The organism is Streptococcus oralis (assembly GCF_023110055.1).
Lineage (GTDB): Bacteria > Bacillota > Bacilli > Lactobacillales > Streptococcaceae > Streptococcus > Streptococcus oralis_BY.
In genome coordinates, this window is the sequence record NZ_JALDVG010000002.1 from 1 (window position 1) to 25,179 (window position 25,179).

At 38.1% G+C, this 25,179-nt stretch carries 21 protein-coding genes and 1 pseudogene; 2 read left to right on the plus strand and 20 right to left on the minus strand.

Annotated features, from left to right (window positions below; all coding sequences use genetic code 11):
- On the minus strand, window positions 1–1,217 hold a 1,217-nt coding region (gene rlmD, locus M1G01_RS07325), incomplete at its 3' end, for a 23S rRNA (uracil(1939)-C(5))-methyltransferase RlmD (RefSeq protein WP_247931515.1).
- 37 nt (window positions 1,218–1,254) lie between these two features.
- Here rlmD and recX point away from each other — a divergent pair.
- Both recX and ntdP read left to right on the plus strand, forming a co-directional pair.
- A complete protein-coding gene (recX, locus tag M1G01_RS07330; protein ID WP_247931516.1) occupies window positions 1,255–2,031 on the plus strand; it encodes a recombination regulator RecX in 777 nt (258 codons plus the stop codon).
- A gap of 88 nt (window positions 2,032–2,119) precedes the next feature.
- The gene (gene ntdP, locus M1G01_RS07335; protein ID WP_000775318.1) at window positions 2,120–2,653 is read left to right on the plus strand and encodes a nucleoside tri-diphosphate phosphatase; all 534 of its coding nucleotides are present in this window, start codon (window positions 2,120–2,122) and stop codon (window positions 2,651–2,653) included.
- A 70-nt stretch (window positions 2,654–2,723) separates the two neighbouring features.
- Here ntdP and M1G01_RS07340 read toward each other — a convergent pair whose 3' ends face one another.
- The 19 genes and pseudogenes from M1G01_RS07340 to M1G01_RS07430 form a co-directional block, all read right to left on the minus strand.
- Complete coding sequence (locus M1G01_RS07340; protein WP_000567567.1) at window positions 2,724–3,491, minus strand: epoxyqueuosine reductase QueH; 768 nt, start codon at window positions 3,489–3,491, stop codon at window positions 2,724–2,726.
- Between the two features lie 125 nt (window positions 3,492–3,616).
- On the minus strand, window positions 3,617–5,239 hold the full coding sequence (gene groL / locus M1G01_RS07345) for a chaperonin GroEL (protein ID WP_247931517.1): 1,623 nt from the start codon (window positions 5,237–5,239) through the stop codon (window positions 3,617–3,619).
- A gap of 15 nt (window positions 5,240–5,254) precedes the next feature.
- Window positions 5,255–5,539 (minus strand): co-chaperone GroES, encoded by a 285-nt coding sequence (groES, locus tag M1G01_RS07350; protein ID WP_000917326.1) that lies wholly within the window; start codon window positions 5,537–5,539, stop codon window positions 5,255–5,257.
- 308 nt (window positions 5,540–5,847) lie between these two features.
- The gene (locus M1G01_RS07355) at window positions 5,848–6,243 is read right to left on the minus strand and encodes a single-stranded DNA-binding protein (protein WP_042902056.1); all 396 of its coding nucleotides are present in this window, start codon (window positions 6,241–6,243) and stop codon (window positions 5,848–5,850) included.
- Window positions 6,244–6,319: 76 nt separating this feature from the next.
- Window positions 6,320–7,081 (minus strand): SDR family NAD(P)-dependent oxidoreductase, encoded by a 762-nt coding sequence (locus M1G01_RS07360; protein ID WP_247931518.1) that lies wholly within the window; start codon window positions 7,079–7,081, stop codon window positions 6,320–6,322.
- A gap of 42 nt (window positions 7,082–7,123) precedes the next feature.
- Window positions 7,124–7,750, minus strand: coding sequence for a YtpR family tRNA-binding protein (gene ytpR, locus M1G01_RS07365; RefSeq protein ID WP_247931519.1), 627 nt, complete (start codon window positions 7,748–7,750; stop codon window positions 7,124–7,126).
- 15 nt (window positions 7,751–7,765) lie between these two features.
- Window positions 7,766–8,083 (minus strand): thioredoxin family protein, encoded by a 318-nt coding sequence (locus M1G01_RS07370; RefSeq protein ID WP_247931520.1) that lies wholly within the window; start codon window positions 8,081–8,083, stop codon window positions 7,766–7,768.
- Window positions 8,080–8,379, minus strand: a complete 300-nt coding sequence (locus M1G01_RS07375) for a DUF4651 domain-containing protein (protein ID WP_033583672.1) — start codon at window positions 8,377–8,379, stop codon at window positions 8,080–8,082. Before M1G01_RS07375 ends, M1G01_RS07370 begins: the two co-directional genes overlap by 4 nt.
- A 232-nt stretch (window positions 8,380–8,611) precedes the next feature.
- Window positions 8,612–9,688, minus strand: coding sequence for an N-acetylmuramoyl-L-alanine amidase family protein (locus M1G01_RS07380; protein ID WP_247931521.1), 1,077 nt, complete (start codon window positions 9,686–9,688; stop codon window positions 8,612–8,614).
- 119 nt (window positions 9,689–9,807) lie between these two features.
- Window positions 9,808–11,415 (minus strand): CTP synthase, encoded by a 1,608-nt coding sequence (gene pyrG / locus M1G01_RS07385; protein WP_044020289.1) that lies wholly within the window; start codon window positions 11,413–11,415, stop codon window positions 9,808–9,810.
- Window positions 11,416–11,730: 315 nt separating this feature from the next.
- Window positions 11,731–12,321: a DNA-directed RNA polymerase subunit delta gene (rpoE, locus tag M1G01_RS07390; RefSeq protein WP_000418415.1), complete on the minus strand. Its 591-nt coding sequence runs from the start codon at window positions 12,319–12,321 to the stop codon at window positions 11,731–11,733.
- A 268-nt stretch (window positions 12,322–12,589) separates the two neighbouring features.
- Window positions 12,590–13,669, minus strand: coding sequence for a hypothetical protein (locus M1G01_RS07395; protein WP_247931522.1), 1,080 nt, complete (start codon window positions 13,667–13,669; stop codon window positions 12,590–12,592).
- A 70-nt stretch (window positions 13,670–13,739) separates the two neighbouring features.
- Window positions 13,740–13,928 (minus strand): annotated as a pseudogene (locus M1G01_RS07400) (hypothetical protein); the annotation flags it as partial.
- 91 nt (window positions 13,929–14,019) lie between these two features.
- Window positions 14,020–15,990, minus strand: a complete 1,971-nt coding sequence (locus M1G01_RS07405) for a UvrD-helicase domain-containing protein (RefSeq protein ID WP_247931523.1) — start codon at window positions 15,988–15,990, stop codon at window positions 14,020–14,022.
- Window positions 15,957–18,086 (minus strand): ATP-dependent nuclease, encoded by a 2,130-nt coding sequence (locus M1G01_RS07410; RefSeq protein ID WP_247931524.1) that lies wholly within the window; start codon window positions 18,084–18,086, stop codon window positions 15,957–15,959. The genes M1G01_RS07405 and M1G01_RS07410 overlap by 34 nt, the downstream gene beginning before the upstream one ends.
- A 91-nt stretch (window positions 18,087–18,177) precedes the next feature.
- Window positions 18,178–20,829, minus strand: a complete 2,652-nt coding sequence (locus tag M1G01_RS07415) for a valine--tRNA ligase (protein WP_247931525.1) — start codon at window positions 20,827–20,829, stop codon at window positions 18,178–18,180.
- Between the two features lie 13 nt (window positions 20,830–20,842).
- Window positions 20,843–23,860, minus strand: coding sequence for an AAA domain-containing protein (locus M1G01_RS07420; protein WP_247929981.1), 3,018 nt, complete (start codon window positions 23,858–23,860; stop codon window positions 20,843–20,845).
- A gap of 45 nt (window positions 23,861–23,905) precedes the next feature.
- The gene (locus M1G01_RS07425; RefSeq protein ID WP_247929980.1) at window positions 23,906–24,466 is read right to left on the minus strand and encodes a GNAT family N-acetyltransferase; all 561 of its coding nucleotides are present in this window, start codon (window positions 24,464–24,466) and stop codon (window positions 23,906–23,908) included.
- 276 nt (window positions 24,467–24,742) lie between these two features.
- Window positions 24,743–25,138 (minus strand): helix-hairpin-helix domain-containing protein, encoded by a 396-nt coding sequence (locus tag M1G01_RS07430; protein WP_000038709.1) that lies wholly within the window; start codon window positions 25,136–25,138, stop codon window positions 24,743–24,745.
- Window positions 25,139–25,179: the final 41 nt, after the last annotated feature.

Sequence of the window (25,179 nt, forward strand, 5' to 3'; positions counted from 1 at the left end):
ACATAGACCATTTTTTCTGGGACATAGGTCAGAATGGTTTCCAACAGCTTATCATCTAAGCCTGTACGAGGAGGGTCGACTATCAATGCATCTGCTCGGTAGCCTTCTTTATACCAGCGTGGAATAATCTCTTCAGCTGTTCCCGCTTCGTAATGGGTATTGTCAAACCCCATTCTCTGAGCATTTCGCTTGGCATCTTCAATGGCTTCTGGAATAATATCCATTCCTCTGAGACTCTTGACCTTATTTGCGAAGGCAAATCCAATCGTCCCAACACCGCAATAGGCATCGATCAGATGATCCTCTTTGCTGACATCCAGAGCCTTAACTGCTTCACTATAGAGAATTTCTGTCTGCTCCGGATTAAGTTGATAAAAAGCTCGGGGCGAGAGAGAAAACTCATAGTCGAGTACTCCTTCTTGAATGCTCTCTTGGCCCCAGATAATTTCCGTCTTTTCACCATAGATTTCACTTGTTTTAGCTGTATTTGTATTGACAGCAACTGTGACGACTTCTGGAAAATCCTTGACTAGGTCTTTGACTAGTTGATTCAAATTAAGCTGGCGATTCGTGATGATGATTATCTGGACTTGTCCTGTTTTTCTTGCTCGACGTACCATGATGGTGCGAACGCCGAGCGTTTTTCTCTCATCGGTGATGGGGATTTGATGGTAAGTAAGAAGTTCAGCTAGGCGATTTGCAATTGTCTGGGTTTCCTTATCTTGCACCAAGCAGTCTTTTAACTCTACGAGGTAATGCGAGTTTTGCGCATACAAACCTGCCTTGACCTGATTTTTAAATTTTCGAGTCTGAAATTGCAACTTAGCACGGTAGTACTTGGGTTCCTGCATTCCGATAGTTGGACGAATTTCATAGTTTTCATATCCTGCAGGAGCAAATTTTTTCAGGGCTTGGTGGAGCAGATCCGTTTTGAACTCTAACTGTTTATCATAGTGAAGGTGCATAATTTGGCAACCACCACATTCATTATAAATCGTACAAGCTGGTACGACTCGAAATTTCGACTTCTTATTAACCTTTAGTAATTTGGCTTCAACAAAGTTACGTTTAACAGAAGTAATCTGACAATAGATATCTTCTCCTTTGAGGGCACCAGGCACAAAAACGAGGGTTTTCTGGTAGAAACCGATTCCCTCACCATTGATACCCATCCGCTTGATTTTTAAAGGTATTTTTTGTTTGACTTTCAGATTCATACCCCTATCTTATCACATTTTAGGGTATAATAGAACTATGAAAATCACAAAACTTGAAAAGAAAAAACGCCTCTACTTGATGGAGTTAGATGGACAGCAAACCTCTTATATCACGGAAGATACCATTGTCCGTTTTATGTTGTCCAAAGATAAGGTCATTAGTAAAGAGGAACTTACCGAGATTCAGGACTTTGCCCAGTTCTCTTATGGTAAAAATCTCGCCCTCTACCATCTATCATTTAAAGCTCGAACCGAAAAGGAAGTTCGTGAGTATCTGAAAAAGTATGATCTTGATGAAAAAATCACTAGTCAAGTTATCGCTAATCTTAAAGAAGATAACTGGATTAATGATCGCCAGTATGTCTACTCTATTATCAACGCAAATCAACTCTCTGGAGATAAGGGACCTTATGTGATAGCTCAAAAACTGTCTCAAAAAGGGATTGCCAAATCAACGATTGAAGAGGTTTTAAAGGATTTTGATTTTTCGGAGGTTGCTCAACGTGTGGCGGAGAAACTTCTAAAAAAATACACGGGAAAGCTTCCCGCTCGTGCCTTGCAAGATAAGATTATCCAAAACTTAACGAACAAAGGCTTCTCCTATTCTGATGCTAAAATTGCTTTTGATGACTTGGATAGTCAAGTTGACCAAGAAACGACTCAAGAGCTCATTTTTAAAGAACTGGATAAACAATATTCTAAATATGCTCGAAAGTATGAAGGATACGAACTTAAACAGCGTTTAACCCAAGTTTTAGCTCGAAAAGGCTATGATTTTTCGGATATAGCCAGCGCTCTCAGAGAATATCTTTAACATTTTCAGGTAAAATTCAAAAAAATTAGACCAATTTATGATATAATAGTAGACGATAAACTTATAAATTGTAGAAAGTTGGTTAGTTATGAAACTTCCAAAAGAAGGCGACTTTATTACAATTCAAAGTTATAAGCATGATGGGAGTCTTCACCGTACTTGGCGGGACACCATGGTACTAAAAACAACAGAGAACGCTATTATAGGCGTCAACGACCACACACTTGTTACCGAAAGTGACGGTCGTCGTTGGGTGACTCGAGAACCGGCTATTGTTTACTTTCACAAAAAATATTGGTTTAATATCATTGCCATGATTCGCGATAATGGAATTTCCTACTATTGCAATATGGCAAGTCCTTACTATCTCGATGAAGAAGCCCTGAAATACATTGATTATGATTTGGATGTCAAGGTCTTCACTGATGGTGAAAAGCGTCTCTTGGACGTTGAAGAGTATGAGCGCCATAAACGCAAAATGAAGTATTCTGATGATTTAGACTATATTTTGAAAGAGCATGTTAAAATCCTTGTTGATTGGATCAACAATGGACGCGGTCCTTTCTCAGAGGCCTATGTCAACATTTGGTACAAACGCTACATAGAACTAAAGAATCGGTAAAGTTGTCAAACTGGGGTGAAAGCCCTGGTTTTTTTATTTGAAAAAACCAGCTTTTCAGCTGGATTGGTTTCTATATATCTAATTTAGTGACGGTAAACTTGATATGGGAATAGTCTTTTTCAACATCCTTATCCAACAAGAAAGCCGTGGCATCCTTCTTAACCTGAACCAGGTCAATATTCTGGGCTTGAGCTGCATAGACGCATCCACAATAACATTGACGATAGATATCATACTCCTCGCACATCTCCACCGAACGCTTGTAGCCTTGATTTTTCTTGAAATCACTTGGGAGATAGTGGGTGGTATAAATCTTTTGCACATCAATTCCGATGCTGTTGATGGTTTGAGAATTCTTATGAGGACTGATGGTCAAGGCTGAACCAAAGTAGTCAAAGCCCAAGTCCATAGCTACCTGTGCTGTTTTGTCCAAACGGTAGTCAAAACAAACCTTGCAACGGTCACCACCTTCGGGTTCTTCTTCTAGTCCTCTAACTAGCTTCCGGTATTCATTGGGTTCGTAGGGAGCTTCAAGGTACTGAACCGTATTACCTGTTCGCTCATTGAAATCACTGACAAATTTCTTGGTGACGTAAGCCCGCTTGTGGTATTCTGCCTTGGGATGGATGTTAGAATTGGCAAAATAGATGGTCACATCCGCGTATTTGGTCAAGTATTCTAGGGTGTAAGTACTACAAGGAGCACAGCAAACATGCATGAGAATAGTCGGACGTTGCTCATTTTTTTCCCAAACCTGAACCATTTTCTGCATGACACGGTCATAATTAATCTTCTGATTGGGATTCATCTTGCTCAGAATTTCTTCTACATCAATCATGTTCTTCTCCTTTTTCTAGTCTTATTTTATCATATAAGTTAGGAGAGCTCAAATCAATTTTAGAAGAGAAAACCTTAAAAGGAGGGATGCATGTTCCCTCCTTTTGTGTTTTTTATAAGTTACTTTTACATCATCCCGCCCATCATGCTTGGATCCATTGCTGGAGCTGGGGCTACTGGTTCCGGTTTATTGGCTACGACTGCTTCTGTTGTTAAAATCAAGCTAGCTACAGAGGCTGCATTTTGAAGGGCTGAACGGCTCACTTTCACTGGGTCAATGATTCCTTCTTCAATCATGTTGACCCATTCGCCAGTTGCTGCGTTGAAGCCTGTACCAACTTCAGCATTCTTCAAGCGGTCAATAATAATAGAACCTTCGAATCCTGCATTGTGGGCGATTTGACGAACAGGTTCTTCCAAGGCACGGAGAACAATATTACGTCCTGTCGCTTCATCTCCTGTCAATTCCAAATCAGCTACGGCTGGAATAACATTTACAAGAGCTGTTCCACCACCTGCAACGATTCCTTCTTCAACGGCTGCACGAGTAGCATTGAGGGCATCTTCAATGCGGAGTTTCATTTCTTTCAACTCAGTTTCAGTTGCAGCTCCGACCTTGATAACTGCGACACCACCTGACAATTTTGCCAAGCGTTCTTGCAATTTTTCACGGTCAAATTCAGATGTTGTAGTTTCGATTTGAGACTTGATAACCGCAACACGGTGGGAAATGGCTTCAGGATTTCCAGCACCTTCTACGATAACAGTGCTATCTTTGTCCACAGTTACTCTCGCTGCTTGACCTAGCGCCTCAATAGTAGCGTCTTTCAACTCAAGACCAAGATCTTCTGTGATGACTGTTCCGCCTGTCAAGATAGCGATATCTTCTAACATAGCCTTACGACGGTCACCAAAGCCAGGTGCTTTGACAGCTACGACATTGAAGGTTCCACGAATCTTGTTCAATACAAGAGTCGGAAGAGCTTCACCATCTACATCATCCGCAATAATCAAGAGTGGACGATTGCTTTGAAGAATGCTTTCTAGGAGTGGCAAGATTTCTTGGATATTTGAAATTTTCTTGTCGGTAATCAAAATGTATGGATTTTCAAGGTCAGCCACCATTTTTTCGCTATCTGTCACCATGTACTGTGATAGATAACCGCGGTCAAACTGCATTCCTTCCACGACTTCAAGCTCTGTTTCCATACCACGCGACTCTTCGATGGTGATGACACCGTCTTTACCAACTTTTTCCATAGCTTCAGAAATGTATTCACCGACTTTTTCAGAACGAGAAGATACAGCAGCAACCTGAGCGATGGCTTCTTTATTGGCAACAGGGATGGCATTGTTTTTCAAGGCTTCTACAGCTGCGGCAACCGCTGCTTCAATCCCTCGACGAATGCCGATTGGATTGGCACCTGCAGTGACGTTTTTGATTCCTTCGCGGACGATAGCTTGAGTCAAGACTGTTGCAGTTGTCGTTCCGTCACCTGCGATATCATTGGTCTTTGAAGCTACTTCTGATACCAATTTGGCACCCATATTTTCAAAATGGTCTTCTAGCTCAATCTCTTTAGCAATAGTAACACCGTCATTGGTAATCAATGGTGAGCCAAATGATTTTTCCAACACAACATTACGACCTTTTGGTCCTAAGGTTACTTTAACAGTGTCTGCAAGGATATCGACACCACGAACCATAGCTGAACGAGCATCAGATGAAAATTTAATTTCTTTTGACATACTTACTTTCTCCTTCTATTCTTCAATGATAGCCAAAATGTTAGCTTCGCCAACGATGATGTACTTTTCATCGCCATCTTTGACATCAATACCTGCATGGGCTTCAACTAAGACACGGTCTCCAGGCTTAACGCTTGGAGCAACCAAGTCACCATTCAAGGTACGAACACCTTGTCCAGTAGCTACAACTTGGGCTGTTTTTGTTTTTTCTTGGGCTGAGCCTGCAAGGACAAAGCCTCCAACAGTTTGTTCTTTTTCTTCGATTTTCAAGACCACACGGTCTCCTAATGGTTTCAACATCTGTTTTCCTCCATGATAAACTACATATTATTAGCACTCTTTATATCTGAGTGCTAATTTATAGTTCTATTGTATCACTTGGTCAGAAATAGTCAAGAAAAAAGTCTGACTTTGGCAAGATAAAAAGCCTGAGACCAACTCAGACTTTTCAATGTTTATACTCAATGAAAATCAAAGATCAAACTAGGAAGCTAGCCGCAGGTTGCTCAAAGCACTGCTTTGAGGTTGTAGATAAGATTGACCAAGTCAGTTACCTATACCCACGGCAAGGTGAAGTTGACGTGGTTTGAAAAGATTTTCGAAGAGTATTAAAATGGCAATTCCTCCTCTTCCAAGACCAAATCTGCCAAATCCTGTCCTGCGTTATTTTCACGCATAGCACGTTGGGCGCGGCTTTCCAAAAGTTGGAATCCTGTGGCAAGGACTTCAGTCACATAGTTCATCTGGCCCTTTTTCTCGAAGCGACGGGTACGAAGTTCTCCATCCACAGAGATAAGACTACCTTTAGTTGCGTAGCTTGCCAAGGTTTCAGCCAATTTTCCCCAAAGAACCAAATTGACAAAATCAGCTTCACGTTCCCCATTTTGGTCTTTGTAACGACGGTTCACAGCGATAGTTGCTCGCGCTACCGACTTGTCATTGTTGGTTTTGTGCAATTCTGGTGTAGACGTCAAGCGCCCGATAAGAATAACTTTATTATACATATTTTCTTCCTCCTACTTATCTATTCGCAGGAAATCAAAAAAGTTACAGAAATTTGTAACTTTTCGAGAAAATTTTTTATTTTTTATGCACCATGAAACCTGTCGCCTGTTGATTGGCCATAATGGTCATATCTGTAATCTGCACACGACGGGGCTGACTGGTCACATAGACCACTGTATCTGCAATATCCTGAGCTTGCAAGGCCTCAATTCCCTGATAAACCGTCGCAGCACGCTCTTTGTCACCGTGGAAACGTACCGCAGAAAAATCTGTTTCGACAATCCCTGGCTGAATGGTGGTCACCTTGATATCCGTTGCAATGGTATCAATTCGCAGACCATCTGAAAAAGTCTCAACTGCTGCCTTGGTGGCTGAGTAAACAGCTGCCCCAGCATAGGCATAGATTCCTGCGGTCGATCCCATGTTGATAATATGACCCTGATTGACTTTTACCATTTCTGGCAAGAAACAGCGAGTGACTGCCATCAAACCTTTGACATTGGTATCCAACATGGTCAGCATATCCAACTCTTCATAGTCTTGATAGGGAGCCAAGCCAAGAGCTAGTCCAGCGTTATTGACCAAGATATCAATCTGCCCTATCGTTTCTAGAATATCGGAGCAGACAGTCTTGACCATGGTCATATCCGTGACATCCAGTGGAAAGGTCCAAACTGTTTGATTTGGAAAAGTTTCTGCAAACTCTGACTTGAGAGTCTCTAATCTGTCTGTCCTTCGCCCTGTTAGAACGACATTCTCCCCCTGCTCCAGATAAGCACGCGCAATCGCTTCACCGATTCCTGAGGTCGCTCCTGTAATCACAACATTTTTTGCCATCTTATTTCCTTCTATACTAGCGAGACAGATACTGACAACTTCCTAGGCAGTCCAGTGTTTGGCTGGGTCAAATGGAGTTCCGACAACTTGGTCTTCTGATAATTCAATAACCCCACGTTTTTGTGGAGCATTTGGTAGATGCAATTCACGAGGGCTACACATCATGCCAAAACTCTTTTCACCGCGAAGTTCGCCTGGGAAAATGAGATTGCCTTTTGGCATCATCGCTCCAGGAAGAGCTACAATGGTTTTCAACCCAACACGCGCATTGGGAGCCCCTGCAACGATTTGCACTGTCTTATCACTTGCGACGGCCACTTGGCAGATGTTGAGGTGGTCACTATCTGGATGGGCTACCATCTCGACAATTTCACCAACAACAAACTTAGGTTCCTTGTCATTGACAATTTCTTCTGTAAATCCTTCCGCCTGCAATTCTTGGTTCAAACGTGCTACTTGCTCATCTGTCAAAAAGACTTGACCACGCTCTGCAATTTCAAAGAAACTTGAAACTTCGAAAATATTCCAAGCTACTGTTTCTCCATTTTCTTTGAGGAAAACACGGGCTACCTTGCCTTTGCGCTCCACGTCCAGTTTGGCATCGCCGCTATTTTTCACGATGACCATAAGGACATCTCCAACATGCTCTTTGTTATATGTAAAAATCATTCTTTCCTTTTTCTCCTATTTCAGTCCTGCTAAAAAGTCGTTAATTTGTTGCTTGCTTTTACGGTCGCGATTGACAAATCGGCCGATTTCCTTATCCTTTTCTAGCACAACAAGACTAGGAATGCCGTACACATCCCAGAGTTTGGCCAAATCCATGTACTGGTCACGGTCCACTCGAATAAAGGTGAACTCTGGATTGGTCTCCTCAATCTCTGGCAAGGATGGATAGATATAACGACAATCGCCACACCAGTCCGCCACAAAAAGGAAAACCTTCTTGCCATCTTGCTCGACAAAACCTGCTAGTTCTTCTATACTATCGGGAGTAATCATAAGACTTCCTCCTCATAGACTAGGTCTTCATTTTCATAGACAAAGGTATAGTGACGGCCATCCTCGAAAACGACTCCTCCGACGAGTCGCTCTAGGCTACTTTCGTAGACTTGAACATAGAGAGTCGCAATCTCACCCATATCTGAGAAAAGTTCGCGCACGATAGCGGTCAACTCTTCTTGCGTCTTCATCAGTTTGTGGTTATCTGCTGCTTTTTTAGCCCCTAAAGCAAGGGCACTTAGACCAGCCACAGTCAAGCCAGTCATCCATAATTTCTTAGCTTTCATACCATTCATTGTAACACAAAAAGGGCTTTAGGACAAATAGGGAATCCGTAGAAAAGCAAGTAAAAAGCCCCTTCCTTAAAGGAAAAGGACTTCTTATACTCAAAGAGCAAACTAGGAAACTAGCCGCAGGTTGCTCAAAACAGTGTTTTGAGGTTGTGGATAGAACTGACGAAGTCAGTAACTATACCTACGGTAAGGCGATGCTGACGTGGTTTGAAGAGATTTTCGAAGAGCATTATTCTTATTGCCAAGCGCCTGAGTTGCCAACATAATAGCCATCAGGTGTGTAGGTATTGCGAAGCATTTTACCAGATGAGTCTAAGTAGTACCACTTGCCATTATCTTTGACCCAATCATTCGCTAGCATGGCACCAGAAGAACTTACATAATACCATTCTCCCTTGTCATAAACCCAAGTGCTTGCTTTCATAGCTCCTGAAGTTGATAAATAGTACCACTTACCTTGATCATAAAGCCAATCACTAGCAATCATAGCTCCTGATGATTTAAAGGCATACCAGTTGCTACCTTGATAAAGCCAAGTTTGATTGAACATGACTCCTTTATCATTCATAAAGTACCAAGTTCCCTTATCATAAACCCAATCGCTCTGCACTAATTGACCTTGTTTTTGATAGTACCAGTTTTGGTTTGATTTTAGCCATCCTTCTGCTTTTACAATCGGATAAAGTTCTTTGAAAGATCCTCCATTATCATATTTATGACTGATAGTTCTTAGTTTTTCAAGCTTCAACTCACCATTATCATAGTCTGCCCAAGCAAAGAGTTTTTGACCATTGACAGTCTCTGGTAAGGTGGCAGTGTAAGTCTTGGTTTGATAGTCCCATTTAGCATCAAGGTAAGTGTATTGATCATTTGATTCGTTAATACGGTAGTAGCCTCTCTTTCCACCTTCATGATGTACATCGTCAACCACTTTCGTTGACCAGGTCTTTACTTCATTTCCGCTCTTGGCTTCTACCTTGATATCTCCTCTATAGCCATATGGAACATAGAAATTCAGGTAACGCCCCTCTACACCAATCATAGACTTGTCCTTTTCTTGACCTAGGAAATTGACAGTCTGATCTTGACCATTGAGACTAACCGTCCACTCGATTTTCTCGGTTTTTGGCAAATTCAAGACTTTGATATCCACTTCATGACCATTGTTAAAACGAATAATCTTGCCATCTTGATACTGCACTCCACACTTAATAACCCATTCTTCTTTAAGCTCAAATGCCTGCCCTGAATGAGGAAAAGTCAGTAAAGCTAGACCTGCTAGAGACAAACCAAATAGTGTGATTTTTTTCATTGTAGTTCCTCCTTAGGATTTATTATGTTAATTATATCACTATCTATTTTTTTTGCAAATCTTATCCTAAATATGCAAGCAAAAAACCTCTGAGATTATTCTCAGAGATTAGAAGATAACTAGTTACTATTTTCAACTGCTGCAGTAACAAAGGCAGTGTAGAGTTCTTCGGGACGGTTTGGACGGCTTGACAGTTCAGGGTGATACTGACAAGCTACAAAGAATTTATTTTCAGGAATTTCCACAATTTCTACCAAACGATTGTCTGGAGAGACTCCTGAGAAGACAAAACCTGCCGCCTCAAACTGTTCACGAAAGGTGTTGTTAAACTCATAACGGTGACGGTGACGGCGTTGCACCACTTCTTGATTATGGTAAGCAGCTGCTGCCTTAGAACCACGTTTCAACTTAGATGGATAAAGTCCCAAACGAAGGGTTCCACCCATATCTTCAACATCAACCTGGTCACGCATAATATCAATGATAGGGTATTTTGTATCTGGTGCAAGTTCTGCAGAATTTGCACCTTCAAGACCCAAAACGTGACGAGCAAACTCGATACAAGTCAACTGCATTCCCAAGCAGACACCCAACATTGGAACATCATTTTCACGCGCATAACGGATGGCTTGGATTTTCCCTTCCGTACCACGTTGGCCGAAACCACCTGGAACGATGATTCCGTCCGCATCAGACAAGAGTTCTGCCACATTCTCTGCTGTCACATCATTGGCATTAATCCAATTAATCTTCACTTCTGCGTCGTTGGCATAACCAGAGTGTTTTAAGGCTTCGACCACTGAGATGTAGGCATCTTGCAACTCCACATACTTACCAACGAGGGAAATCTTGACTTGTTTCTTGAGGTTCATGACCTTGTCCACCATGGCTGACCACTCTGTCATATCCGCTGCTGCTGCATCTAGTTTCAAATGGTCACAAACAATTTGGTCCATACCTTGTGCCTGCAAGTTCAATGGAATTTGGTAAAGGTGTTCAACATCCAAAGATTCAATAACAGCTTCTGGTGCCACATCACAGAACTGTGCTAGTTTATTTTTAATGCCCTGACCAGCTGGTTTTTCTGTACGAATGACCAACATATTTGGCTGGATTCCCAAACCGCGCAATTCTTTTACAGAATGTTGAGTTGGCTTGGTCTTCATCTCACCAGCAGCCTTAAGATAAGGAAGCAAGGTTGTATGGATATACATGACATTATCTGCACCCACATCTGCCTTCATCTGACGAAGGGCCTCTAGAAATGGCAAGGACTCGATATCTCCAACGGTTCCACCAACCTCTGTGATAATGACATCAGAGTCGGTCGTAACAGCGGCACGCTTGATTTTTTCTTTCAAAGCATCTGTGATATGAGGAATGACTTGAACAGTTGCCCCAAGGTACTCGCCACGGCGCTCCTTACGAAGAACTTCACTGTAGATTTTACCAGTTGTCACGTTGGAATATTTGTTAAGATTGATATCGATGAAACGTTCATAGTGACCCAAGTCCAAATCTGTCTCAGCCCCATCATCTGTCACAAAGACTTCCCCATGCTGGTAAGGACTCATGGTTCCCGGATCGATATTGATATAAGGGTCAAACTTCTGAATAGTCACTTTTAGACCACGATTTTTCAAGAGACGGCCCAGACTTGCTGCGACAATCCCTTTCCCAATAGACGATACCACACCACCAGTTACAAAAATATATTTCGTAGACATAGATTCCTCTTTCTAAAATGCTCAAGGCCTTGTTAACTACGAGGGGACATAGAGAACAAGACCCTTATGAATAACGACTTTTCAAGAAAACTTCCTGAAAAACAAAAATAGCTCCCTAGTAACTAGGGAGCCCCGACCTCTAAAAGAGGTGCCCGAACAATATGATACCTTAAAGCAGAACATTTGTCAACCCGAATTGGTAAAGCATAAAAAAGAGAGATTGTTTTCAGAAAACCAACTAAAGATCTACATCCAAACGGATGACCCCCTCAAGGAACAAAAAAGGAGATCAGGTAATCTCCTCTGTAAAGTCTTTTACTCTTCTTCACTCGTTTCAGCATCATCGTCTGAAAACTCGTCGTCTTCTTCGTTGAGATCCACGTCTTCACCCAAGTCATCAGGGGCGATTTCGTTGATTTCTGCATCGTAGGCTTCCACTTCATTTTTCTCATCATCTGGATTTTCATCATCATATGAAAGAGCTGGATCTGCTTCGTATGCATCTTCGTCTTCTGGATCATCCGCATTGTAGTCAATGGCATCTGAATCACCATCCATAAAGGCATTGACACGTTTTTTCTTAGCTTTTGGTGCTACTTCATCGTCGTCACTTTCTTCAAGAGCGATGATTTCTTCGTCAATTTCGTCTACACCATACCATGAACGAAGACCCCATTTGTTGTCTCCAAGTGAGATGAAGCTACCGTCAAAGTTCAACTCTGTGTAGAACAAAGGTAAAGCTTCGCGGATATCGCTATTTGATGTTCCAAGGTAGTTTTGAATTTCGTTTACAAGATCGCTAAAATGCATCTCATGATCGCGACCACGAAGTTCCAAGATAGCACGCGCTACCTCAATCATAGATAGTTCACTTTTTTCTTGCCCAGCAAATACTTCTAATTCCAAAGCGTTTCTCCTCATTTTTACTACTATCGCCAGAGCGAACAGACTCTGACCTCATTTTATCATGTACTCTTTATTGTACGATAATTTTGCGGAATAGTCAAAGGTTAAATGGGAGAAAGTGGCAGGACTTTTTATTTCTTTGCTACCCAGCCAATGGCATCGCTTGGTGGAGTTTTAAGAACAAATTGACTGAGTTTTTTATGTGGTAAGATGATTTCTAAAATATTGATTTTTCTAGTATAACATGAATAAAAAAATAAATACTATTTTATAGATTAAACTCTTGCTTAATACCATTGACTGTATTAATTAGTGACGGTTCTCTTAATTCAACATCTTCAAAATCACTCTCATCTAAACCGTTTTTAATTAAATAATAGGAGATGTTTTCGTTAGTAGAGTAAGCAAATTGATATTTTGGGAATTTTATGAAAAACGGCTTTTGACTATATACGGCTAATTCTTTTTTATTACTTAAGATTTTCACTCGATAGCTTAGTGAAATAGGAGCATCTACTAAAATATTAAACCGAAATGTATTTTCACCCTTTGACAACATATGATTAATTGTGAATTTATAACATTTTTGCTTATATGGGGACACCAATTCTACAATCGGAATTATGGTTCTATCAATCGGAACTGTACCTCCTCCCATATTTCTACAAAAGCATTTCCCAGATGACACATAAGGAATTTCAATTTCACTTTCAACTGTTTTCGTAAACTTGTTTATTAATTCCAATTTTACCAACTGTTTACAATCTGGGAAATCATCAGAAAAGTGTTGGCTTATAGTATAATCTGTTAGGTCTATAGAAAATATTTTTTTTATATCACCTCCTTGTAAATTCTTAATTTTTGATTCATCTTCAAAAATTAGTATTTTCTCATTGCTATCTCTGTTCAAGTACCAACAAAATAACTGATAGTCTACTTGATTACTACACTTATTCCCATTATTAAACATCACAAAGTCTACTCTTTGATTTGGGGAATCGAAACCTTTTTGTACAATCGTATCTTCATAAGAGTAATCAAGAACCTCGATGTCGTCAATCACCAATTCATGTATTAGTAATTCATCTTTTGGATTTTTAATAACAAGTTCGTTTTCTACATAATTTATAAAATCATTTGAGTCAGGATAAACAGGTATTTGATTCCCACTAATGAATTTAGGAACATTTCTGATATCAATTTTTTTAATTTTTATTTTTTGAAATCTAGTATAGATATACTTTTTAAAAAGCAAGAATATAGATGATATCGATATTGAAAATATCCAAAAATAAATGTTTGATAACAATCCTATTAATACTTGTTCATTTCCATCTGATGTTAACACTGTTATTTCTCCTTTGAATCTGTATATTCATTATACCAGAAAAACACGGCATCTAGCCGTGTTTCTGTGTTTATTTCACGAGTTTCTTCATCTCATCAATACGCGCTACGGTCGCGTCGTACTTAGCTTGATAGTCGGCTTGTTTGTCGCGTTCTTTTTGGAAGACTTCTGGTTTGGTATTGGCTACGAAGCGTTCGTTAGAGAGTAGTTTCTTATCGAGACAGGCCAGTTCATCTTTAACATTGAGGATATCTACTAACTGAGGTATATCTATAATTCCACATTTTTGAATCATGTAATATTAATTTCTACACACCCATTAAAAATTCGAATTTCAGATTTGTATTTATTTATATCTGAAACCCAATTTGTTTGAAACAATTCTTAAATTCCTCCATATTGTCAATTTGATTTGCATCAATCAATACTATTAATTCTTCTTCAGCTCGGGAGCAACCAACATAAAAAAGTTTGTAAGCTGTTAAAACAGATCTAACCGTATTATTGTTAAATATAATTTTCATATCCGCGAGACAAGTTTTCTCTTGAAATTGAAGCGTATTTTGATTCAAGCAGATAAATTTAAAGTATTCATTATCTAAATACTTGTTATAGATATTTTGAAAATCATCAAAGTATTGTTTTCTATCCCCTGCTTTAATTTTACTTATTTTTTTTTCTAGTTTCTCTTCTAGTGATAAAATATCACGATTAAAATCATAATAAAACTGTTGAAAACTATCAAAATTAAATTTATTTTGAGTATAAAAACATGCAAACAGGTTCAGAAACTCATATATCTTGATACCTGGATTATTTGAATTTTCAGCTACAAATAATATCTTTTTATGTCCTTCTCCTTTAACCCCATGTTGTGTTGACACCATAGGGTTTCTATTATATACATCTATTAGTTTAAATAATTCAATTGAAGAGCAAAATAAATCAGTATAAAGAAAATCTCCGTTTTTGTCATATAAAAATATAAATTTATAAAAGTCATTACCAATAACTTTTTTAGTTACCAATTCTTGGATTACAATTCCTAAAGGTTCCTTAGATTTCAGAAGCCTAACAAAGACATCCATTTTTTCTTTCAGCTTTACCTTATCCTCATGAAATTCAATTTTCAAAAGGCTACTATCAAAAACTGAAATAGATTTACCAAAAGGTAAGTTTTTTTTACTATTTTTTAATAGTCGTATCATTTCGCCATAATTTTTATTATGATATTCACTCAATACTTGAAATAGCAAACTTAGAAAAGACATTAGCTCATCAGGATTTTCATCATAGTTACTGTTAACCAGAACATCCATTACACTAATACGACCATTATTAGGGTATATTTTCTGATATTTTTTATAGATTTCTTCAGCAGATTTCCCACTATTATTAATGTTATCGAACCTCTTACTATTAACAGTTCTTAATTTATAAAACTTCTTGTAAACTTCGCTATTATTAGATAAATACGTCTCAATATTATCTGTAGAGACCAATTGAGGTAATTGACCTTTTTTACCTATATAAGAGTTCTGTGGAACCCTAGAAACAGATAAGTATAAATGATTTAACAGATCAACTATTTCTTTAGAAGAGCGATAATTTGTGGTAAAGGTTTGAGAGAGGCTACTATCAAATTCACCAAATTCACTTTCAAATGAACCATCATATTTGTTATAAATTTCTTGCATTTTATCCCCAAGAAAATATACTTTTGTTGAACTGCCCCTAGCAGAATTATAAAAAAACCTCAAAACTTCTGTACTTGTATCTTGAACTTCATCTATGAAAATGTAATTATACATTTCACGCAATTTAAAACCAATTTTAGGAAATCTTTCTATTAACTTAAATGAAAAGTATAATAAATCGTCATGAGATAAACCTCCATCTAACACAAAAGAACTCTGACGCTCATTGTAATAAATTTTCAAATTTGATTTTATTATTTCTTCAGAAACATCGCCATCTACTGAAAATCTTTCCTTATACCGTTCTACTAATGTCCCACTGTTATCGAGTGTAGTTTTAATTTCTTCTTTATAAATTTCAAAATAAAAATTTATAATTTTATCGTTACTAAAGAACGGCTTTAAAAAATCGTTTAAAAAACTATGAATAGTTGATATTTCAACATTTGGAGAAATAATTCTTTTCTGCATTACCTCTGAAGCTCTATTAGTATAGGTAATACACAAAATTTTAACAAATGGTTCATTATTTAAAATTCCATTAATAGTTTTACTAATAAAGTAAGTTTTGCCACTTCCAGCAGGAGCATTTATATTGTAGAAGTTATTTTGTTGTTGAGCCACGTTAATCCCTCCTCGATATAATTAGGCAACACTTCAATTACTTTATCTTTAAAAATAATTGAGTACATTAGATTTGTTTTATCAATAATTGAAACTAAATCCCTTATTGAACGTTTTGGTTCACAATTTTCTTTGAATTCCTCATACTCAGCATACTCTTCAGGATGGTTATCTCTCAGATAGTCAATTTTCCTATTTTCTTTTGATATATCTAATCTATTATATATTTCCTCTCTCTTCATGCTACACTCTTTACCAGAAGTAATTTTAGGTAGTCTCAATTCAAAAGATTCATTAAATTTGTCCCACTCCGATTTGTTAAATTTTTCAAACACACTTTCTATTTCCTCTGTTGGAGAAATCATTTTATATAATAAAGCATCTTCTAATGTTCTAGCATATCCATCTTTATCTGTTTGGGTAAAAATTTCTATATTCTTTTCTCTATCTTGACTTTGTTGTTGATAAATGCCGGCAACATCTTTATTGTCAGCAGGTAATATTGAATTTAAAGTCGTATTAGAAGATTTATCACTATCTATTCCCTCTAATTCCTCTCTTTCTTTATCGTAATCAATATCAGTAAAGACACAGGCCATCATTCTCAATTCATTTAATAGTGGAAAATATTTATGTGCATAAGCACCACCACATTGACAATAACTTAAATATTGACGAGCTAAATTACTGTACTTTGAATTTTTTCTATTAATCAAACTTTCAAAATACATTCGCTCTGCATCTCCTTCATAAAAAATAACAGCATCTGAAAAAATTAAATCTGCGAAATTTAGCTTAAAGAATGTTTCATAAAATTCTTTTTCTCCATTATTGTTAATAAATTGATGTAAATCAACAATACGATTCATAAAGTTTTTTTCTGAACGAATTACCTTTATATCATTAACATCTACATTTTTCACAATTTCAGTGGAATGAGTTGTAATAATCCCCTGTAGATTTTTTTTGCTACTAAAAATCGTTTCAATATAACTAACTAGCACTTTCTGCATTTGTATATGCATATGTGCTTCAGGTTCTTCTATAACAAATAAATTTACAGTATTTGGTTGAATAGTTCTACTAAATCTATCAATTTGAAGACTCATATAAATCAAATTACTAATACCAAGACCTTGGGATTCTTCAGTTAAATTAAACAAAAAATCATCAGTACTATGTGAATAATTAATTAATAAACTATCCTTAATCAAGTTCAATAAGTTCTTTTCGTTAAAATGAAATTTCGCTTCTAAAGCTTCAATTTCATTTTTTGATACATTATCTAGACTATCTTTTAAGTCAGATAAAATATTTTGTGTTTCGTTTTGAAAACTAGAATCAATTTCTGATTCAGCCAAATCATTAGCTATTTTATTTTTCAATTCATTAAATTTACTATCCCATACAGAATCACGGTTAGTAGAATCGGATGATGAAATAATTGATGTAGTTATCTTTTTATTTTTAAGATTTTCATCATCTAGTTCTCTATCAGCAGATATATATTCAAAATGGAATAATTTTTTAAAATCTTTATATTCAATAATTTTCTTATTATTGAAATCCTTATCAGCATAAAAATAAATACTTTCTGTATTTTGTTCTATGATTTCTTGAAGTATTGTAGCTGATTTGGTATCTTGTTTAACAAATTCTTCTTTTATTGCCTCTGCATTGAGTTTATAATTGTATTCAAAATAAAAATTCCGCTTATCATCATCAAGATCCATGAGGTAGTTTGCAAATAAACCAATTGATTCTTCCAAGTCATAGGACAATTCAAATTGAACTTTTATTTTTATTTGTTCATTAATATAATCTATAAATTCAATGAACTTTTCGTCATTAAAATCTGAGGAAAAATCTAATTCCTTGACTCTGTTATCCAACAGGGATTTTAATGTGATAGAAAAATCTTTAAAACCCTCTGATTTTCTTGTTTTATTATTAAAAATAATGTCTAGCAACTGAATCAGAGAAGTTTTTCCACTATTGTTAGCTCCTGCTAAAATAGCAAAATTTCCATGATTTAAATTTATTGCACTCTTATTAAAGCGTCTATATCCCTCGATAGTAATTTTATCAATTCTCATAAAAATTTTTCCTTTTATCAAAAAGTAAGCGTTATCAAAAAATGTTGAAAGATAAACCTAAATCATAATATTTAGGTTTATCTTTCTGTGTTTATTTCACCAATTTCTTCATCTCATCAATACGTGCGACGGTCGCGTCGTACTTAGCTTGGTAGTCGGCTTGTTTGTCGCGTTCTTTTTGGACGACTTCTGGTTTGGCATTGGCTACGAAGCGTTCGTTAGAGAGCTTCTTGACTACCATATCCAGTTCTTTTTGCCATTTAGCCAGTTCCTTGTCGAGACGAGCCAATTCTTCTTCGACATTGAGGAGGTCTGCTAGTGGCAAGTAGATTTCTGCTCCTGTGATAACGCTTGACATCGCGAGTTCAGGTGCAAGGATGGTTGATGCAATTTCCAAGTGTTCTGGATTTGTGAAGCGTTTGATGTAGTTGACATTACTGTTAAAGAAGGCTTCCAAGTCGCTATCGCTTGTCTTAACAAGGATGGTGATAGGCTTGCTTGGTGCTACGTTTACTTCCGCACGCGCATTACGAACGGCGCGAATCAAGTCTTTGAGGCTTTCTACGCCTGTGTGAGCCGTCAGGTCTTCAAAGGTTGGGTTGACAATTGGGTATTCTGCTGTGACAATAGAGCCTTCTGAGATTTGCCCAAAGATTTCCTCTGTCACGAATGGCATGATTGGGTGAAGGAGACGAAGGATCTTGTCCAAGGTGTAAAGGAGAACAGAACGTGTGATGACTTTCTCTTCTTCATTATCACTATAAAGGACTTCCTTGGTCAACTCAACATACCAGTCCGCAAACTCATCCCAGATAAAGTTGTAGAGGATATGGCCAGCCACACCAAACTCAAACTTATCAAAGTTTTCAGTGACTTTTCCGATGGTTTCATTGAGGTTGTGGAGAATCCAGCGGTCAGTGACATTGCCAGCTTCCTTGTTGGCAACTTTTTCGACATTGGCAGTTGCTTGCTCAAGAGTCAAGCCTTCATTGTTCATGAGGATGTAGCGAGAGATGTTCCAGATCTTGTTAATGAAGTTCCAAGACGCATCCATTTTCTCATAAGAGAAGCGCACGTCTTGCCCTGGTGCAGAACCGTTTGAAAGGAACCAACGAAGGGCATCGGCACCATATTTCTCGATGACATCCATTGGGTCAATCCCGTTACCGAGAGATTTCGACATCTTGCGTCCTTGCTCATCACGAATGAGACCATGAATCAAGGCATTTTTGAATGGCGACTTGCCAGTAAATTCCAAACCTTGGAAAATCATCCGAGACACCCAGAACGGAATAATATCATAACCAGTCACCAAAGTTGATGTTGGATAATAACGTTTAAAGTCTTCTGAGTCGACATCCGGCCAGCCCATGGTTGAGAATGGCCAAAGGGCAGAACTAAACCAAGTATCCAAGACGTCTTCGTCCTGAGTCCATCCGTCACCTTCTGGTGCTTCTTCACCGACGTACATTTCACCCTCAGCATTGTACCAAGCAGGGATTTGGTGCCCCCACCAGAGCTGACGAGAGATAACCCAGTCATGGACATTTTCCATCCATTGGAGGAAGGTATCGTTGAAACGAGGCGGGTAGAATTCTACCTTGTCCTCTGTGTCTTGGTTGGCAATTGCATTTTTCGCCAATTGGTCCATCTTGACGAACCATTGCGTAGACAAGCGTGGTTCAACCACAACACCTGTACGCTCTGAGTGACCAACACTGTGGACACGTTTTTCGATTTTAACAAGGGCACCGATTTCTTCCAACTTAGCAACGACTGCCTTACGAGCTTCAAAACGGTCCATGCCAGCAAATTCGAAGGCAAGCTCGTTCATAGTTCCATCGTCATTCATGACGTTGACTTGTGGCAAGTTGTGGCGTTGGCCAACCAAGAAGTCATTTGGATCGTGGGCAGGCGTGATTTTCACGACACCAGTACCAAACTCAGGATCGGCGTGTTCGTCCCCAACGATTGGGATGAGTTTATTAGCGATTGGAAGGATGACGTTTTGACCAATCAAATCCTTGTAGCGTGGGTCTTCTGGATTGACCGCAACGGCAACGTCCCCAAACATGGTCTCCGGACGAGTTGTCGCAACTTCAAGGGCGCGTGAGCCATCTTCCAGCATGTAGTTCATGTGGTAGAAGGCACCTTCGACATCCTTGTGAATCACCTCGATATCAGAAAGTGCTGTGCGAGCTGCTGGGTCCCAGTTGATGATAAACTCACCGCGGTAGATCCAGCCTTTCTTGTAAAGGTCCACGAAAACCCTGCGAACAGCTTTTGACAAGCCTTCGTCAAGAGTGAAACGCTCACGAGAGTAGTCTACAGAGAGCCCCATCTTGCCCCATTGTTCCTTGATGGTAGTGGCATATTCGTCTTTCCATTCCCAGACTTTCTCGAGGAATTTCTCACGACCGAGGTCATAACGGCTAATGCCCTCACCACGCAAACGTTCCTCAACTTTAGCTTGAGTGGCAATCCCAGCATGATCCATCCCTGGAAGCCAAAGCGTATCAAAACCTTGCATACGTTTTTGACGGATGATGATATCCTGTAAAGTTGTATCCCAAGCGTGACCAAGGTGAAGTTTACCAGTCACGTTTGGTGGTGGAATCACGATTGAATAAGGCTTAGCTTTTTGATCTCCTGAAGGCTTGAAAACATCGGCATCAAGCCATTTTTGGTAACGACCAGCCTCAACCTCGGCTGGATTGTATTTAGGTGAAAGTTCTTTAGACATGTGTTTGTCCTTTCTAGTTAATTTCTAAGCTACTTTGATAAGCATCTAAAATGTCAATAGTATCTCTTATAATAGGGCTCTGTGTGGCTTTGTAAAGAGATTTATTTCCAATAATATAAAACTCTTCTTTAGCTCTAGTCGCTGCAACGTTTAAAATATTGGGTTCAGAGACAGCCCAGCGAGCAGCCCCCTCACTCATATTATCTGCTCCAAGCACAAAATATACAATCTTATTTTCTTTTCCTTGGAAAGTATGTACCGTCCCTACATTTATAGGTTTCCCATTTTCCCGCTTTGTGAAACCGATTTTATCTAGTTCTTTTGCTAGTTGAACCGATACATTTTTAAAAGGAGTAATGACATAAATATCATCAAATTCCTCATGTCTTTTCTGCAACTCTTCTTTCAAATAATCAGCTTGCTCAGGAACAAATTTATCCTTAGCACCTCCACCAACGTCAAACCATTCTCCCAGACCTCGAGCTTCTTCCTTTCCTTGAACCATTAAATTATCATAAGAAATTTTATTGGAAATACTGAACATCGGATCACTAGAACGACGATGAACCCAGAGAGGAAGTCCTATCCATGTCCCATCTTGTTTTTTAAAACCATATCTACTAGCAGAATCCATCAATTCTTGCGTTGATGATACAAGATATTTAGTGGCTATCTTGTGGTGCTGTGCTAAAAATCCTAAAATATTTTTATCCATAGTCTGTACTGGTTGTATTTGAGAAGGATCTCCAACAGCCATAATACGTTTACTTCTAAAAATAGCCCCCACACTTGCTTGAGGTAATGCCTGACCAGCTTCATCAATAAATACATTACCGATACTATTTTCAGGCAAACACCGAAACATGGAATTAAAGCTTGCAAAAGTTGTACTAATAACTGGAACAGTGAAATTGACCCAATCCCACGCAGCTTTATATAAATCACTAGCATTATCTCTCATTGAATAGTTTTGAGGCTTCTCCCAAATCCATAATGCTTTTTCAAAATGCTTTTTATTGTCATATATAAATTGCTTCCTAACTGCCAGTGCTTTAATAAACAAACGACTCTGCTCTTCTCGATAGTCATCATCAAACCAAAAATTTGATACTTGTAATTCTTCATATGGAACAGAAAAATTCAACTTTTTAATAGGGTATGTAGCAAGTTCCGATTGTAATTTCAAAATTTTTTCCTGATGACGAATTAATTTATCTTCTTGTTTAGATTTCCATTCATTATACCTCTGTTGCCTTTGACTCAATTGATTTAATTCAAGTTCATGCATTTTTATCTCTTTTTGCAAACCGTGGCAATATTGACTTTCATCATGTACTTTCTTCAGTTCTGCTTTTAGACTTTCATGCGCTTGATTCAATCTCGTAAAATAAGTATCTAATTTCGATGGTGTGAAAAGTCTTTTTAACCATAAGAAACGTGGAGCTTGTAATTTTATCAACTCAACATCTTGTGCTGCTATCTGTTTGTTAACATTTAACATAGAAATAAGACGCTCATGCTCAAACAGCTCAGATTCTATTTCCTTTTTACTATTTTCTAATTGAATATGTTTATCCCGTATTTTAGATAGTTCTGAACATCTTTGGGCATCATCCTGATGAAACTCTATCTCAACCTGCTGGTAAGCATTTTTCAATTTTACATGCAATCGAATCTTATCTGCTATATCTTGCATCTTTTCTCTTTTATCAAATAGCTTCTGATATTGAATTTTAAACTCTTCGTATACTGATGGATTCGATTGAAATTTATCCGAATTCAACTCTTGTCGTATTGCTTTTAAAACATTTTGCAGACGGTCTCTATTCTGTTTTTTTCCACCTTCTATCGAAAACAATCCCCAATATTTTTTGTCGTTAGAAACATTTTCATCTTCTAACAATAAATCATTACTGATTTCAGCAAAATAATCAATTTTCTTTAATTCATCTAACCAATTTAATTTCTGATAAATTTCTTTTCCTTGGGGTAATTCATTAACAATATTTTTAACAGCACCATTATTAGAACTTGCAACTACGATTCCTTTTTCTGCAATTTCTTTTGGTAATTTTGCAATAAGATCTAGTTTGTCATGACAAACTAGATTCCCTTTAAGCTTAGGAGCCGATAATTCACTAATAATTCTCGCCTGTTCCGTTACCAAATCTGCAAAAATATCTTTTAAAAGTGTCGTTTTACCAGTCCCCGGAGGACCATTGACACTTCTCATATCTTCATCCACATTCGAAGCTAAATTTACAGCTACTTGTTGCATCATGGAAAGAGCATATTTAGGGTTACTAGGAAATCTTCCTAATGGATAATTTTTCGGTTCAAGTATAGTTTCTAAATCTTTGGGATTAAAATAGGATGATTCTTTATTGCCGTCCAGATTAACCCTTACAGAATCGAATCCTGATAAATAACGATTGAGATTTTCATTATAAATTGATTTTGCATATTTCAAATCCTTTAGAAAAAATGAATGTAAATTTATTTCGTCAGCAAAATTCTTAACAAAATAATATCTGCAATCACTTGGTGAAATCTCATACTTTTTGAGAAGTTTACTAAAAACTTCATTGAACTCTCCATCAAGAAACGCCTGACCTAACTGTTCTCGAAGCTCATTTTCTGCTATTAAGAAATCTTTAGGCAATTCCCCATTTTTGAAAATTTGCCCACTCATGGTTAAAAAAAACTTATCAGCTAAGAACTTCAAATCTTTATCAAAGTATAGAGCAAAAGTAAATTTATAAGAAGCTCTTCCCAATTCTTCCTCCGTCGCCTTTAAATTGTATTTGCCTCTTAACACTTCAATAATTTTTCGAAAAGGGAAAATTCCACAATAAACAGCAATCCCTGAACTGGATTTTAATTTTTGACGTTTAAAAAAATCTTTTAATATTGATTGATAATCATCACCTTGAAAAATCTTATACTTAGAATCACTTTTTTCAATATTCCCTTCTGATAATTGTTCTACTGTAATCCAAGCATCTAATATTTGATTATGACTACTTCTCATCATGTCTCCCTTAAAGCATATAAAAACAAGAATATATCTTACTCATTAAAAACTCTCCCACTCACTCCTCAGCAAACCATATATCAGACTGTCACAGCGATTTCCTTGGGCATCTTTGCGGTCCCGGATACGAGCTTCAAGGGTAAAGCCAAGCTTTTCTGCGACTCGTTGACTTTGGACATTGTAGCCAAAACAAGTCAGCTCAATCTTGTGAAGACCAGGTTCTTTAAAAGCTAAATCAATCAAGGTACTCGCAGCTTCTGGAACATAACCTAGACCCCAATAGTCTGGATGTAAGATATAGCCAATCTCCAAGACATCATCCTCGTGACGACGAGGGAAATCAACAGAGCCGATGATAGTATCGGTCCCTTTAACCACTATGCCGTAACCAGCTGGGAGATTGTCCTTTTCATTGCGCTCGGGCAGAATATGCTCCAGATAATAAATCTCATCTTCCAAGGTCTTGACGGGCGGAAAGCCTGCTGGGTAGGAAACTTCTGGCCTACTGGCATAGTCAAAGATATCCACAACATCAGCCACGGTACGGACTCGTAAGACTAGCCGTTCGGTTTCTAAACGTTCTGGTAACTCAGCTATTATCATCTTTCTCCCTCGCTTCCCATAAAAAATGCCCCTGCCATATCCATGACAGGGACGAATGTGCTAATCCGCGGTACCACCCAATTTCGGGCAAGGCCCGCAACTCTCATCTTTATAATAAAAAGACAATATTATTTCATTTTTCATCCATCAGCAACCAGTTTTGACACATTTGTGGACTTCTCAGCACCGCCACTTTCTGTAAAATGTGGGATCCAAAACACCTCTAATGGCTCTATTGTAGCAAGTTTTTCTCGGAAATGCAAGGGGCAAGAAAGATTACTTGAAGCTGATTCCGTGCTCTTTTAATTTCTTAATCGTAGCTGGGCCGATTCCTTTCAAGGCAAGGAGTTCTTTTTCAGTCCAGTTTTTAAAGTCAGCAGCCGACTTGATGCCTTCATCATAGAAAGTCTTAGCACGATCTACTGAGAGGCCACCCAAAGTAGCTGCGAAATCTTCTACTGAATTGGCTACTTTTTGAGCTTGTTCCTTAGTCGCTTCTACAGCTTGTTCCACTTTTTTAGAGACAACCTTTCCTGCTTGGCTAGCAGACTGTTCTGCATGTTTCACGACTTTTTTGGTCTCTTCTACAACTTTGGTCACTGTAGTTGAAAATGCACCTGAACGACGAAGGCTATTTCGCAATTGTTTTTTACGTTGGAGTTTCTTTGACATGATAAAATCCTTTCAATAAAAAATCCCTGCTCTGACAAGGA

Bases quoted from the DNA above. Each gene is read 5' to 3' on its own strand.
- ytpR (WP_247931519.1), bottom strand. From the start codon at position 7,750: ATGATTTTTACATATAACAAAGAGCATGTTGGAGATGTCCTTATGGTC.
- groL (WP_247931517.1), bottom strand. From the start codon at position 5,239: ATGTCAAAAGAAATTAAATTTTCATCTGATGCTCGTTCAGCTATGGTT.
- M1G01_RS07410 (WP_247931524.1), bottom strand. From the start codon at position 18,086: ATGAGAATTGATAAAATTACTATCGAGGGATATAGACGCTTTAATAAG.
- M1G01_RS07430 (WP_000038709.1), bottom strand. From the start codon at position 25,138: ATGTCAAAGAAACTCCAACGTAAAAAACAATTGCGAAATAGCCTTCGT.
- groES (WP_000917326.1), bottom strand. From the start codon at position 5,539: ATGTTGAAACCATTAGGAGACCGTGTGGTCTTGAAAATCGAAGAAAAA.
- M1G01_RS07370 (WP_247931520.1), bottom strand. From the start codon at position 8,083: ATGATTACTCCCGATAGTATAGAAGAACTAGCAGGTTTTGTCGAGCAA.
- M1G01_RS07420 (WP_247929981.1), bottom strand. From the start codon at position 23,860: ATGAGAAGTAGTCATAATCAAATATTAGATGCTTGGATTACAGTAGAA.
- M1G01_RS07425 (WP_247929980.1), bottom strand. From the start codon at position 24,466: ATGATAATAGCTGAGTTACCAGAACGTTTAGAAACCGAACGGCTAGTC.
- M1G01_RS07355 (WP_042902056.1), bottom strand. From the start codon at position 6,243: ATGTATAATAAAGTTATTCTTATCGGGCGCTTGACGTCTACACCAGAA.
- M1G01_RS07360 (WP_247931518.1), bottom strand. From the start codon at position 7,081: ATGGCAAAAAATGTTGTGATTACAGGAGCGACCTCAGGAATCGGTGAA.
- M1G01_RS07340 (WP_000567567.1), bottom strand. From the start codon at position 3,491: ATGATTGATGTAGAAGAAATTCTGAGCAAGATGAATCCCAATCAGAAG.
- ntdP (WP_000775318.1), top strand. From the start codon at position 2,120: ATGAAACTTCCAAAAGAAGGCGACTTTATTACAATTCAAAGTTATAAG.
- M1G01_RS07375 (WP_033583672.1), bottom strand. From the start codon at position 8,379: ATGAATGGTATGAAAGCTAAGAAATTATGGATGACTGGCTTGACTGTG.
- pyrG (WP_044020289.1), bottom strand. From the start codon at position 11,415: ATGTCTACGAAATATATTTTTGTAACTGGTGGTGTGGTATCGTCTATT.
- M1G01_RS07380 (WP_247931521.1), bottom strand. From the start codon at position 9,688: ATGAAAAAAATCACACTATTTGGTTTGTCTCTAGCAGGTCTAGCTTTA.
- recX (WP_247931516.1), top strand. From the start codon at position 1,255: ATGAAAATCACAAAACTTGAAAAGAAAAAACGCCTCTACTTGATGGAG.
- M1G01_RS07415 (WP_247931525.1), bottom strand. From the start codon at position 20,829: ATGTCTAAAGAACTTTCACCTAAATACAATCCAGCCGAGGTTGAGGCT.